The sequence below is a fragment of the Nocardioides cavernaquae genome (assembly GCF_003600895.1).
In the GTDB taxonomy this organism is placed as follows: domain Bacteria; phylum Actinomycetota; class Actinomycetes; order Propionibacteriales; family Nocardioidaceae; genus Nocardioides; species Nocardioides cavernaquae.
In genome coordinates this window covers 2,769,408-2,782,035 of sequence record NZ_QYRP01000002.1, presented here as the reverse complement: position 1 = coordinate 2,782,035, position 12,628 = coordinate 2,769,408, and the positions used below count along the sequence as shown (strand labels likewise).

At 66.7% G+C, this 12,628-nt stretch carries 11 protein-coding genes; 1 reads left to right on the top strand and 10 read right to left on the bottom strand.

Annotated features, from left to right (window positions below):
- Positions 1-3: 3 nt before the first annotated feature.
- Positions 4-2,103 (bottom strand): excinuclease ABC subunit UvrB, encoded by a 2,100-nt coding sequence (gene uvrB / locus D4739_RS13340; protein WP_120061077.1) that lies wholly within the window; start codon positions 2,101-2,103, stop codon positions 4-6.
- 77 nt (positions 2,104-2,180) lie between these two features.
- Here uvrB and D4739_RS13335 point away from each other — a divergent pair, with 77 nt between their 5' ends.
- On the top strand, positions 2,181-3,437 hold the full coding sequence (locus tag D4739_RS13335) for a phospholipase D-like domain-containing protein (protein WP_120061076.1): 1,257 nt from the start codon (positions 2,181-2,183) through the stop codon (positions 3,435-3,437).
- A 98-nt stretch (positions 3,438-3,535) separates the two neighbouring features.
- Here D4739_RS13335 and D4739_RS13330 read toward each other — a convergent pair whose 3' ends face one another.
- The 9 genes from D4739_RS13330 to D4739_RS13290 all read right to left on the bottom strand — a co-directional run bounded on the left by D4739_RS13330 (position 3,536) and on the right by D4739_RS13290 (position 12,623).
- Positions 3,536-4,618, bottom strand: coding sequence for an MlaD family protein (locus D4739_RS13330; protein ID WP_120061075.1), 1,083 nt, complete (start codon positions 4,616-4,618; stop codon positions 3,536-3,538).
- Entirely contained in the window at positions 4,618-5,697 is a 1,080-nt protein-coding gene (locus D4739_RS13325) for an MCE family protein (protein WP_120061074.1), read from the bottom strand. Before D4739_RS13325 ends, D4739_RS13330 begins: the two co-directional genes overlap by 1 nt.
- Positions 5,694-6,770, bottom strand: coding sequence for an MCE family protein (locus D4739_RS13320; protein WP_182920421.1), 1,077 nt, complete (start codon positions 6,768-6,770; stop codon positions 5,694-5,696). The genes D4739_RS13325 and D4739_RS13320 overlap by 4 nt, the downstream gene beginning before the upstream one ends.
- Positions 6,764-7,738: an MCE family protein gene (locus tag D4739_RS13315; protein WP_147384922.1), complete on the bottom strand. Its 975-nt coding sequence runs from the start codon at positions 7,736-7,738 to the stop codon at positions 6,764-6,766. Before D4739_RS13315 ends, D4739_RS13320 begins: the two co-directional genes overlap by 7 nt.
- Positions 7,735-8,748: an MCE family protein gene (locus D4739_RS13310; protein ID WP_182920420.1), complete on the bottom strand. Its 1,014-nt coding sequence runs from the start codon at positions 8,746-8,748 to the stop codon at positions 7,735-7,737. Before D4739_RS13310 ends, D4739_RS13315 begins: the two co-directional genes overlap by 4 nt.
- Before the next feature lies 1 nt (position 8,749).
- A complete protein-coding gene (locus tag D4739_RS13305; RefSeq protein WP_120061070.1) occupies positions 8,750-9,817 on the bottom strand; it encodes an MCE family protein in 1,068 nt (355 codons plus the stop codon).
- A 13-nt stretch (positions 9,818-9,830) separates the two neighbouring features.
- Entirely contained in the window at positions 9,831-10,652 is an 822-nt protein-coding gene (locus tag D4739_RS13300; protein WP_120061069.1) for an MlaE family ABC transporter permease, read from the bottom strand.
- Positions 10,653-10,665: 13 nt separating this feature from the next.
- Positions 10,666-11,484, bottom strand: a complete 819-nt coding sequence (locus D4739_RS13295; RefSeq protein WP_238473648.1) for an MlaE family ABC transporter permease — start codon at positions 11,482-11,484, stop codon at positions 10,666-10,668.
- A gap of 230 nt (positions 11,485-11,714) precedes the next feature.
- On the bottom strand, positions 11,715-12,623 hold the full coding sequence (locus tag D4739_RS13290; protein WP_120061067.1) for a DNA-3-methyladenine glycosylase family protein: 909 nt from the start codon (positions 12,621-12,623) through the stop codon (positions 11,715-11,717).
- Positions 12,624-12,628: the final 5 nt, after the last annotated feature.

The window sequence follows — 12,628 nt, the reverse complement described above, 5'->3', positions numbered from 1 at the left end:
CGCTCACTTGGTCGCCTCGATCATCTGGCGGAGCTCCTTCTTCAGGTCGGAGATCTCATCGCGCAGTCGGGCGGCGACCTCGAACTGGAGCTCGGCGGCGGCGTTCTTCATCTGCTCGGTCAGCTGCTGGACCAGCTCGGCCAGGTCCGTCGACGGGAGCCCGAGCGTGTCGGGCGCGTCCGCGTGCAGCTTGGAGAGGTTGGGGACTGGCGCCTTCTTCGGGGTGCCTGCCTTCTGCCAGTCCGCAAGCAGCTCGTCGGTCGACTCGGCCTCGCGGGCGAGCATCTCCGAGATGTCCGCGATCTTCTTGCGCAGCGGTTGAGGGTCGATGCCGCGCTCGGTGTTGTAGGCGACCTGGATCTCGCGGCGACGGTTGGTCTCGTCGATCGCCTTCTCCATCGAGGGCGTGATCTTGTCGGCATACATGAACACCTGGCCCGACACGTTGCGCGCAGCGCGGCCGATGGTCTGGATGAGCGACTTGTCGGAGCGCAGGAAGCCCTCCTTGTCCGCGTCGAGGATCGCCACCAGCGACACCTCAGGGAGGTCGAGGCCCTCGCGGAGCAGGTTGATGCCCACGAGGACGTCGTACTGACCGAGGCGCAGCTCGCGCAGCAGCTCGATCCGGCGCAGCGTGTCGACCTCGGAGTGCAGGTAGCGCGTGCGGATGCCGGCGTCGAGGAGGTAGTCGGTCAGGTCCTCGGACATCTTCTTGGTCAGCGTCGTGACCAGGACGCGCTCGTTCTTCTCCGTGCGCAGGCGGATCTCGTGGATCAGGTCGTCGATCTGCCCCTTGGTCGGCTTGATCACCACCTCGGGGTCGATCAGGCCGGTCGGGCGGATGATCTGCTCGACGACGTCTCCCTGGACCTTGTCGAGCTCGTAGTTGCCCGGCGTCGCGGAGAGATAGACGGTCTGGCCGATGCGCTCGAGGAACTCCTCCCAGCGCAGCGGCCGGTTGTCCATCGCACTGGGCAGCCGGAAGCCGTGGTCCACCAGGTTGCGCTTGCGCGACATGTCGCCTTCGTACATGCCGCCGATCTGGGGAACCGCCACGTGCGACTCGTCGACGATGAGGACGAAGTCCTCCGGGAAGTAGTCGAGCAGCGTGTTGGGCGCAGTCCCCCGCTCGCGACCATCCATGTGCATCGAGTAGTTCTCGATGCCGGAGCAGGAACCCACCTGGCGCATCATCTCCACGTCGTACGTCGTGCGCATGCGCAGGCGCTGCGCCTCGAGCAGCTTGCCCTGCCGCTCGAAGGTGGACAGCTGCTCGGTGAGCTCGGCCTCGATGCCACGGATTGCGCGCTCCATGCGCTCGGGACCCGCCACGTAGTGGGTCGCCGGGAAGACGTGGAGCTCGGAGTCCTCGGTGACCACCTCACCGGTCACCGGGTGCAGCGTCATCAGCCGCTCGATCTCGTCACCGAAGAACTCGATGCGGACCGCCAGCTCCTCGTAGACCGGGAAGATCTCGAGGGTGTCGCCACGCACCCGGAAGGTGCCACGGGTGAATGCCATGTCGTTGCGGGTGTACTGGATCTCGACCAGCCGGCGCAGGATCGCGTCGCGGTCGTGCTCCTCCCCCACCTTCAGCCGGAGCATCCTGTCGACGTACTCCTGCGGAGTGCCGAGGCCGTAGATGCAGGAGACCGTCGAGACCACGATGACGTCGCGCCGGGTGAGCAGGCTGTTGGTCGCGGAGTGACGCAGCCGCTCGACCTCCTCGTTGATCGAGGAGTCCTTCTCGATGTAGGTGTCCGTCTGAGGCACGTAGGCCTCGGGCTGGTAGTAGTCGTAGTAGCTGACGAAGTACTCCACAGCGTTGTCCGGGAAGAGCGACCTCAGCTCGTTGGCGAACTGCGCCGCGAGCGTCTTGTTGGGCTGCAGCACCAGGAGCGGACGCTGGACCTGCTCGGCGACCCAGGCAACCGTCGCGGTCTTGCCTGTGCCGGTCGCACCGAGCAGCACGATGTCCTCGACGCCGGCCTTCAACCGACGCGTGATCTCCGCGATCGCAGCCGGCTGGTCACCCGACGGCTCGTAGTCGGAGATCACGCTCAACGGCGCGACGCGGCGCTCGAGATCGGTCACTGGTCGCATGCGGTCAGCGTAGTCGCGGCCACCGACAACGCCGGATCCGTGTGCCTCACGGTGGGGCTGCCCAGTATGTTGAGTCCGTGAGCCAGCGCCCCCTCCCCGAACGCCTGTTCCGGACGCTGCGGCGCACCGTGCTCACCATCTTCGGCATCCAGATCGCGCTCGCGGTCACGCTGACCCTCGTCGACTCCTATCGCCGACGCAACAAGAAGCCCAAGCCCTTCCCGGTGACCCCTCCGATCGAGGTCCCGGTCGGCGACGGCACGGTCACGACGTACACCTACGGCCAGGACCTGTACGACGACATGCTGGCCGCGATCGACGGCGCCCAGAAGCAGGTGCTCTTCGAGACCTACATCTGGAAGGGCGACGAGATCGGCCAGAAGTTCAAGGATGCGCTGATCCGTGCCGCCGACCGCGGCGTCGCCGTCCACGTCATCTACGACGGGTTCGCCAACCTGGTCGTGCCTCCGACGTTCAAGCGGTTCCCGTCGAGCATCAAGGTGCTCCGGTTCCCGGTCTACAACGCCGGCCTGCGCTTCTACAACGCACGCTACTGGGGTCGCGACCACCGCAAGATCCTGGTCGTCGACGACAGCGTGGGCTTCGTGGGCGGCTACAACATCGGCACGGCCTACGCGACCGAGTGGCGCGACACCCACTGCCGCGTCACCGGACCGGGCGTCTGGGACCTGCAGCGGGCGTTCGCGGACTTCTGGAACCTTCACCGCGAGCGTCGCCTCCGTCGCAGCGAGCGCCCCCTGCTCCTCGAGACGGCGTCCGAGTGGGAGCCGCGCATGCGCTTCCACCGCAACGACCCGACCATGTGGAGCTTCCCGATCCGGTCGATGTACCTCGAGGCGATCAACCGCGCCACGCAGAACGTCTGGATGACCCACGCCTACTTCATCCCGGACCCGAACTTCGTCGACACCCTCCGTGAGGCCGCCCAGCGCGGCGTCGACGTGCGCATCCTGCTCCCCCGCAAGTCCAACCACATCGTGGCCGACTGGATCTCCCGCGGGTACTTCGGCCAGATGCTCGACGCGGGCGTGCGGATCTTCCGCTTCCGCGACGCGATGGTCCACGCGAAGACCGCCACCATCGATGGCAAGTGGTCGACCATCGGCACTGCCAACGTCGACCGGCTGAGCCTGCAGGGCAACTACGAGATCAACGTCGAGTTCATCGACGGCAGCCTCGCCAGCGCGATGGAGAAGATCTACGAGGTCGACCTCTCCAACTGCGCCGAGCTCACCACCGCCGAGTGGGAGTCACGCGACATCTACCGCCGCTTCACCGAAGCAGTGCTCGCTCCGCTCCGCCCGCTGCTGTAGCCGCTCCCCACCCCACGCCGTGGGGTCTTCCGGCGTACGACGAAGGCCCCACCGGCGAACCGGTGGGGCCTTCGTGGCTGGTGCTGTGAAGCTGTTGCTCAGCGGTCGATCGGCGGGAGCGAGTGGTTCGCGCCACGCCAGCGGGCAGGGCTGCTGCCGCACTGCCCCGGGCGGAACAGCTCGTTGCGCCCGCTGACCGTCGGCTTGGGCTTCGGGCCGCCGTAGTCACACAGCGCCTCGCCGTCGACGAACGCCCGGAGGTACCAGGTGCCGTTGCGGATCGAGCTGTTGACCTTGCCGACCGTCAGCGGCGTCGTGACACCGAGGGCCCGGAGGCTCGCGTCCCGGTCGGCCAGGAGGTCCGTGGCCGAGTTCAGGTTGCGGAGCAGCGCGGGCAGGATCGGACCGAGGTCCTTCACGAGCAGCCCGACGGTGTCGAAGTCGGCCGGAGCGTTCTTCAGGATCCGCGCGAACGTCGGGTCGAACGCCTTCAGCCAGGTCGTCAGGTCCTTGGCGGACTTGGAGAACGTGATCAGGTCGCCCTGGTGACGCGCGAGGATCTGGTTGACCGTCAGGCCGTTGGTCAGCAGCGCATCCGTGCGGGGCCAGGCCTCGTCGAGGGACGCCACGAGCTCGTTGCTGGAGTCGAGGAGCTGGTCCAGGTCCGGACCGGCGCCGTCGATGGCGGTGTTGAGCTCGTGCATGAGGATCTTGATGTCCTCGTCGTTGATCTCGTCGAGCAGGTCGTCGAGGTTGTCGGCAGCGGACGCGACCGTGATCGGCAGGTCCACGGCTTCGGCGGTGATCTCGTCGCCATCCTTGAAGTACGGCGGACCGTCCTTCTTCGGACGGAGGTCGAGGAACTGCTCACCGACGGGGCTCAGGCTGATCACCTTCGCCACCGAGTCCGACGGGACCTCTGCGCCGTTCTTGAACGTGACGGTGGCGTCCGGCCCGTCCTCGCCGACCAGGATCGACGTCACCGTGCCGACGCGGGAACCGCGGTAGTCCACCGGGGACCCCTCGAAGAGGCCACCGGTCGTCTTCAGGTGCACCGTGATCTGGTCAGCGCGGCCCGTGAGCGGAAGCTTCAGGACCGACGTCACCATGTAGGCGATCAGCAGCAGGAACACCACGATGAGCGCCACGAAGCTGAGTGCGAGCTTGTCGAGTTTGCGCATCAGAGGGCTCCTCCCAGGACGTTGCCGACGATGTCCAGCGGATTGGGTACGCCGGGCAGCAGCTGGCCGCCGCCCGTGCCGCCAGTGCCACCGGTCGAGCCGCCGGACGTGGGCAGACCGCCGATGTTCAGCAGGCCCGCACCAAGGTGGACCCTGGCCCACAGGTTGGCGTAGTTGTTCGGAACCGCCTGGTTCACGTAAGGCGCAGCCTCGGTGATCCCGTCGAGCGCGTTGAGCACGGCGCCGCTGTTGTTGTTGACCTCGGCAAGCACCGGGCCCAGCTCCTTGACGATCAGGGTCACGTCGTCGCGGTTGGCGTCGACGATCCGCTTGGCGGTGCGCCCGAGCTTGTCCGCCTGCTTGAGCAGCGCGGCCAGGTCGTCAGTGTTCTCCGCGAGGGTCTTCGCGGCAGGACGGATCTCCGTCAGCGCCTTGTTGATCGTGCCCTCACGCTGGTTCAGCGTGGTCGAGCTCGCCGCCAGGGCGGTCAGGATCCGGTCGATCTCGCGCTGGCTCTGCGTGACCGTCCCGAGGAACGTGTCGAGCTTCTTGATCAGCCCGTGCGTCGTCGGGATCCGGCCCTCGAGCGCGGTGTTGAGCTCGTCGACGATGGTCTGGATCGATCCCAGGCCACCACCGTTGATCAGCAACGAGGCCGACGCGAGCGCGTCCTCGACGGAGGGTGCCGTGTTGACCTGCGTGCGGTCCAGCATCGCGCCGTCGCTGAGCTTGGTGCCCTGGTCCGACGGCTCGACCTGGACGTACATCTCGCCGAGGGCAGTGGTGTAACGCAGGCGCGCACGCGCTGCGTCCGTGATCACCGTGTCCTTGTTGATCTGCAGGCTGACGATGGCCTCGTAGTCCTTGGCCTCGACATCGCGCACCTTGCCGATCGAGACGCCGCCGATGCGGACCGGCGCTCCGTCCGGGAGGTTGAGCGCGTCCGGCACAGCGACCTTGACGATGTAGCCATCGCCTCGGTTGTTGTTGGCCCGCGCGAGGTCCTCGGCGGTGAAGCTGCAGCCGGAAGCCATGAGCGTCACCCCCGCGATTGCGGCTGTGGTGAGTCGAATGTTCACAGTGCTCCTCCACCCAGGATGTTCAGCAGGTCACTGAGCGAGGTCAGCGGATCGAGGCCGAGCGCGTTGCACAGGTTGGCCGGGAGCGCCTGGCAGAGAGCATCGGTCAGGTCCGGAACGGGCGACAGGTCCTGGAGCGGCAGGCGCACGTTCACGTAGCCGTTGTGGGTGACCGCCTTGCCGAGGTTCTCGAAGGCAAGCGGCAGGTCCTCGACAGCCTCACCCAGCTGGGCACGGTGCTTCAGGAGGTCGGTGGTCACCTCGGTCAGACCGGTCGTGGTCTGCTTCAGCGCGCTGCGGTTGTTCTTGACGAAGGTGGCGAGCTGGTTCAGTGCGCTGCTCAGGCTGGTCAGCGCCTTGCCGAACTCCTCCTTCTCGCTGTCGAACATCGCGACGGCGGCGGTGACGCTCGAGGAGAACTCGTCGATCGTCTTGCCGTTGGAGGCAAGGACCTGCGTCAGCGTCGCCAGGTTGTCGATCGATCCGGTCAGGTCACCACGGTGGCTCGAGAGAGCCTCCGCTGCCTTGGCCACATCGGACAGGGTCTGGTTGGCCGTCGCACCGGTGCCGTCCAGCGCCTTGGCGCCCACGGCCAGGAGGTTGCTCAACGCACCCGCCTTGCCGTCGGTGCCGGCCAGGCCGTTGGTGAACCGGTCGAGAGCCGCAAGGATCTCGTCCCACTCCACCGGCGTCTTGGTGCGGGTGATCGGGATCTCCGCGCCAGCGGGGAGCTCCTCGTCACCGCTGTGGAACACCGGGGAGAGCTCGATGTACCGGTCGGTCGCAACAGAGCGGGCCACCACCAGTGCGCCCACGTTCGCCGGAACCTTGACGGACTCGTCGGTGATGTCGAAGGTGACCTTCACCTTCTCGCCCTGCGGCTCGATCTCGGTGACGGTGCCCACGGGGACGCCGAGCACCCCGACCTCGTTGCCGACGAAGAGGCCCGCGGTGTCCTCGAAGTACGCCGAGACCGTGCGCGCGTCCCCGCCGAACGGGCCACATGCGGTGGTGGTCCCACCCAGGACGGCGAGCGTGGTCAGGGCACCCACGATTCGGTAGCGGTTCAGCACAGGATGTTCCTTCCGCAGGCCGCGGCGTCCGGAAGGGAGCCGCCGACAGAGTGCAGGTTGACCCAGGGGCCGCTGCCCGCCGCGTTCGCGACGTACTTGGCCGCCGTCGCGAGGTTGTCGACGGCGAGGCCGAGCGACTTCTCGTGGGACTTGAGCAGGTCGATCGCCGTGTTCAGGTCACGCAGCGTCGGACCGAGGTCGGCCTTCGTGTCCTGCAGTACGCCGTTGAGCTGGGTGCCCAGGACACCGAGGTCGACGAGCAGCTTGTGGATCGTCTCCCGCCGGGTGTTGAGGGTGTCCAGGATCAGGTCGGACGTCTTCATCAGCGACAGGATGTCGTCGCTGCTGTCGGTGAGCTGCTTGGTGACGGTCGAGGCCGCCCCGAGCAGCTTGCCGATGTCGTCGCTGCGCGACGCGATCAGGTTGGACAGCTTGCCGACCTGGACCATCGCCGGCTTGACGTCGTCACCGGCCGTCTCGAGGACGTTCGCCATCTCCTGCAGGGACTTCTCGATGGTGGTCACGTCGTACTCGTTCGCGTGCGGCGTGCCCTCCTCGATGACGTCCTGGAGGTTGAACGGCGTGTGCGTCTGCGACACGGGGATCACCGAGCCGGAGACGTCACCGCTGCCCGCCGGCATGACCGCCAGGTAGTGGGTGCCGAGGAGGGTCGAGATCTTGACGTCGAGCCGGGTGTCCTTGCCGAGCTTCACGTCCTTGTCGACCGTGAAGGTGACCTTGACCTTGTCACCCTGCAGCTCCATGCCGGTGACCTTGCCGGAGGTGACGCCAGCGACCTGCACGGGCTCGGTGACCCGGAGGCCACCCGTGTTGGCAAGCTCGGCGGTGTAGGTGCGAGCGCCGATGTTCAGCGTGCTCGCGCCGATGACCAGGGCGACCAGGAAGGCCATCAGGCCGATTCCGACAAGTCCGGTGCGGTACTTGTCGAACTGGTAGATGGGCTTCATCGGCACACCTCCGAGTAGGGACCGTCGGGGCCGCCGATCCAGATGGGACCGAGCCCGGCGTCGAGGGCGAAGTTGCAGAAGTAGATGTTCAGCGCCGAGTAGTACGACCCGGCACGGGCCAGGCCGCCGAAGACGACCGGGAGGGCGTCAACCGACTTGCCGATCCGGGCACGGTTCGTGGCCAGGATGTTGGCGGTCTTGCGGAGCTGCTGCACGTCGTACTTCACCGACGGACGGATGTCGGCGAGCAGGTCCGATGTCGTGCCCACCAGCCCGCCGAGGGTGTCGATCGACGAGGCGAACGTCTGGCGCTGGGCCGACAGGCCCGACATCAGCTGGGTGAGCTGTTGCACGGTGGCGTCGAACTCACCGGACTTGCTGGCCAGGTTCTCGAGCACCGGCGTCAGGTTGTCGAGGACCTGCGTGAACACCTGGTCGCGGTCCGCGAGGAACTTGGCCGTGTCGGCGGTCTGCTTGAGCAGGGACTCGACGGACGGGCCCTGACCCTGCAGCACGGCGATGATGTTCTCCGCGAACTTGTTGATCTCGCCCGGCTGCAGCGTGTCGAAGATCGGCTTGAAGCCGTTGAGCAGCGCGGTGAGGTCGAAGCCCGGGTCGGTCATGCCGGTGCCCAGCTCCTTGTCAGCGCTGAGCGGGGTGCCCCGCTCCGCGCCGGCGGTCAGCGAGAGGTACCGCTGGCCGAGGAGGTTCTGGTAGCGGAGCGCGAGCCGGGTGGACTCGTAGACCTTCTGGTCCTCCTGGAGCTGGAAGGTCACCTGCGCCTGGTCGTTGTCGATGATCTCGACGCTCTCCACGCGGCCGACCTTGACGCCGGCCACACGGACGTCGTCTCCCGGACGCAGGCCGCTCACCGAGGTGAAGCGGGCCTTCCAGGTCTGGCGGTCACCCTCCACGACGTTGGTCATCGTGTTGTAGAGCATCACGAACATCAGCAGGCAGAGCAGCGCGAAGATGACGACCTTGATCATCGTCTGGCGAAAGCCGGTCATGTCAGCACCCCCGCCCGCGCACGCCGTTGAAGCTGAAGCAGTCTCCACGTGTGTACGCCCGCGGCGTCGGGTTGACCGCCGTGGCATCGACACGCAGCATCGCGTTGTTTCGGACCAAGGTCTTCAGGTTCCTACTCAGGGTGCCGATCGAGATCACACCGCGGACAAGGCTTGAGCGCGTGTCATACAAGGCGTCGACAACGATGGCGGTGTGGGTCAGTGTGTCGACCAGCGCCTTCTCGTTGGCGGTGAGCAGCCCGTTGGTGTCGCTGAAGAACTGGCCACCGTGCTGGACGAGCTTGTGGAAGTTCTCCTCGTTGTTGGTCAGCGTCCGCGCCGTGACGAGGATGTTGTCCGTGGCAGCGAAGAGATCCGGCGACGCCTTCTGGAAGGCCTCGAGGTTGCCGGCAAGCAGGTCGAGGTTCTGGTTGACCAGCGGAAGCTTCGGGTTCAGCTTGCCGAGGTAGGTGTCGAGCTGCGTGATCGTCTGACCGAGCTGCTGGCCCTTGCCGTCGAGCGACGTGGCCAGGTTGCCCAGCATCGACGACAGGTCTGCCGGCCCGAGCGCCGCGACGACCCGGTCCATGCCGTCGAGGATCGTCTGGAGCTCCAGCGTCTGCAGTGAGGTGTCCTGCAGGATGTTGGTGCCGGACTGGAACTTGCCCGTCGGGTTGGCCGGCTTGATCAGGTCCACGAACGAGGTGCCGAAGATGCTCTGCGGCATGACACGTGCGGTGACGTTGGAAGGAATGTCCTTCGCGAACTTGTCATCGATGTGCATGTCGAGCACGACGCCGCCCTTGGCAGCACCGCCCTCGCCCTCGCGCAGGTCGTAGACCTTGCCGACGTTGATGCCCTGGTACTTGACGTCGGCGCTCTTGACCAGCGAGCCACCGGCGTTCTTGAACGTTGCCGTGGCGTCGAGGCGGTCGGCCAGCACACCGCGGCTCATCCAGTAGAGGCCACCGACGATCAGCGCGGTGACGATCGTGAAGATCACGCCGCGGGCCAGGAGGACATCGCTCTTCGGTGGGCGTCCGTTGCCCAGGAGGATGTTACGAAGGTTCATGTCTCGCCCTTCCTCAGCCCTGGATCCGGAATCCGGGGCTTGCGCCCCAGAAAGCGAGGGTGAGCAGCATGTCGAAGATCACCACGATCACGATGGAGGCGCGGATGGCTCGGCCGGTGGCCTCACCGACGCCCTGCGGTCCGCCGCTCGCGTTCATGCCGAACCAGCAGTGCAGCACGGAGACGAGCAGCGAGAAGACCAGGATCTTGATGATGGAATACAACACGTCGGTTCCGGAGATGAACGTGTTGAAGTAGTGGTCGTACTGACCTGGGGATTGACCGAAGATCACGACGACCGCGAACTTCGACGCCATCCAGGACCCGAGCAGACCGATGAGGTAGAGCGGCAGGATCGCCGTCATCGCCGCGACCACCCGGGTGGTCACGAGGAACTCGATCGGGTTGACCGCCATGACCTCGAGGGCGTCGATCTCCTCGTGCAGCTTCATCGAGCCGAGCTGCGCGGTGAACCGGCAGCCGACCTGCGCGGCCAGCGCCAGCGAGGCGACGAGCGGGGCGAGCTCACGGGTGTTGACGGAGGCGGAGACGAAGCCGGTGAGCGGGGCCAGACCGATCAGCTCGAGGCCGTTGAAGCCCTCGATGCCGAGCGAGGTGCCCGAGGAGAGACCCAGCAGGATCATGACGCCGATGGTGCCGCCGCCGACGAGGATCGCGCCGGAGCCCCAGGCGATGTCCATGATCTGGCGGAGGACTTCCTTGCGGTAGTTCTTGATCACGCCCGGAACCGAGGTGATCACGCGCATCAGGAAGGTGGCGAGGTCTCCCATGCGGAGCATGGTGCCCTTGGTGGACGAGACAGTCTTGGCAAGCATGTGTCGCGACCTCCTAGGCGATGTTCTGCGGGACGAGCATCACGTAGGCCTGCGTGACAGCAACATTCACGATGGCGAGCATGATGACACTCAGGACGACGGCCTGGTTGACGGCGTCGGCGACGCCCTTGGCGCCACCGCTCGCAGCCAGGCCCTTGTGACAGGCGACGATCGTGGCGATGAAGCCGAAGAGGAACGCCTTGAACTCCGCGAGGAGAAGGTCCGACGGTTGCGCGAAGGCGACGAACCCACCGAGGTAGGTGCCGGAGCTGACCGCGCCGGTCGTCACGTTCATCAGGAAGCCGGTCGTGATGGCCACGATGGCGACGACCACGTTCAGGAGCAGCGCGACGAACACCGCAGCTGCCAGTCGCGGGGCGACGAGCCGGTTGACCGGGTTGATGCCCATGACCTTCAGGGCGTCGACCTCCTCACGGATGGTGCGGGCACCCATGTCGGCACAGATGGCCGATCCGACGGCGCCCGCGATCATCAGCGAGGTCACCAGGGGGGCGCCCTGGCGCAGGACACCGACACCGTTGACGGCGCCGGCGAAGGACGTCGCGCCGATCTGACCGGCGACCGCGCCGATCTGCACCGAGACGATGACGCCGAAGGGGATGGCCACGAGGATGGTCGGCGCCAGGCCGACGCGGATCATGAACCACGCCTGGAAGAAGAACTCGGTCCACGAGAACTTGCGGGCGACGATGTCGCCGAAGATGGCCTTGACCGTCTCGAGCGCCAGGACGATCATCCCGCCGGTCGTCACGACGCCCTTCTTCGAGCGGCCCTTCATGTCATCGACGATGTTGGAAATCGCGCTACTCACGTCGCCCGCCCTCCGTTTTCGGGGGCTGTCGCCCATTCGCGTGTCACCCTGCGCACTCCTCTGAAGAACCTTGAAACCAAAGGTCACGGCAGCGTAACGGCAATCACATTGGTCGTCACTCGTGTGACCAAAGTTGCAGATGCTCGTCACCCTGCTGTGTGCCTAACGTCGCACTGTGCAATGAGTCACGCTTTGTAAAAAGATATGTACGGATGTCCATTGCCCCTGGTTCAGGGCAGATGGGTCCGCGGCGCCATCCGCGGACCGCGGCGTGGGCGGCCCAGGCCGGCGAGCTGCACGAGCGCCTGCACGCGCCCGCGATGGGGGCGCCAGGGCTCGAGGATCTCGGCCAGCCGCGTGTCGTCCACGGCAGACCCGACGAGGGCCCATCCGACGTCCTTGGCCACGTGGTAGTCCCCGAAGCTGACCGCATCGGCATCTCCGAGAGCGGCCGCTCTCACCTCCGCGCTCGTCCAGACCCCGATGCCCGGGATGCTCTGCAGCTTGCGGTTCGCGCTCGCCATGTCGTCAGTGACGATCCGCTCGAGCGCGGACGCGCGCTGCGCCACGGTGACGATCGCCCGCGAGCGGGCCGGGTCGACATGCAGGTCCAGCCACTGCCAGCTCGGAATCGCAGCGAGAACCTCGGCGCTCGGCTGGAGGTGGAGCACGGGCCCTGGCCCGGGTGCGCGCTCGCCATGGCGGCGCACCAGCTGCCGGAAGCCGGCGAAGGCCTCCTGTCCTGTCACCTTCTGCTCGATGATGCTCGGCACCAACGCCTCCAGGACCAGTCCTGTGCGACCGACGCGCCAGTGCGGGAAGCGACGGTACGCCGCGACCAGGGCCGGGTGGACCGGTTCGAAGCCGCTCGGATCATCGTCAGCGCCGAGCATGGCGGGAAGTGCGTCGAGGGCCCACTCGGCACCGGGCCCCCACGCCTCGGCGTACACGTCGCCGAGGGTGGGGCGAGGCAGCACGGAGAGCCGCGCCGGGCCCTCCGGCGTCCTGAGGCCACGCCAGTGGCGTCCTTCTTCGATCCTGTAGGTCGGATCCCCCGCTCCCCTGCGGGAGCTCACCAGGATCTGGCCCACGGGGCATGGCCACGCGGGGACCCAGGTCCGCACGGCGCCACCAGTCATGCCAG

Coding starts and splice junctions, on each gene's coding strand:
- uvrB (WP_120061077.1), bottom strand. CDS start 2,103: ATGCGACCAGTGACCGATCTCGAGCGCCGCGTCGCGCCGTTGAGCGTG.
- D4739_RS13330 (WP_120061075.1), bottom strand. CDS start 4,618: ATGCGCAAACTCGACAAGCTCGCACTCAGCTTCGTGGCGCTCATCGTG.
- D4739_RS13315 (WP_147384922.1), bottom strand. CDS start 7,738: ATGAAGCCCATCTACCAGTTCGACAAGTACCGCACCGGACTTGTCGGA.
- D4739_RS13310 (WP_182920420.1), bottom strand. CDS start 8,748: ATGACCGGCTTTCGCCAGACGATGATCAAGGTCGTCATCTTCGCGCTG.
- D4739_RS13305 (WP_120061070.1), bottom strand. CDS start 9,817: ATGAACCTTCGTAACATCCTCCTGGGCAACGGACGCCCACCGAAGAGC.
- D4739_RS13300 (WP_120061069.1), bottom strand. CDS start 10,652: ATGCTTGCCAAGACTGTCTCGTCCACCAAGGGCACCATGCTCCGCATG.
- D4739_RS13290 (WP_120061067.1), bottom strand. CDS start 12,623: ATGACTGGTGGCGCCGTGCGGACCTGGGTCCCCGCGTGGCCATGCCCC.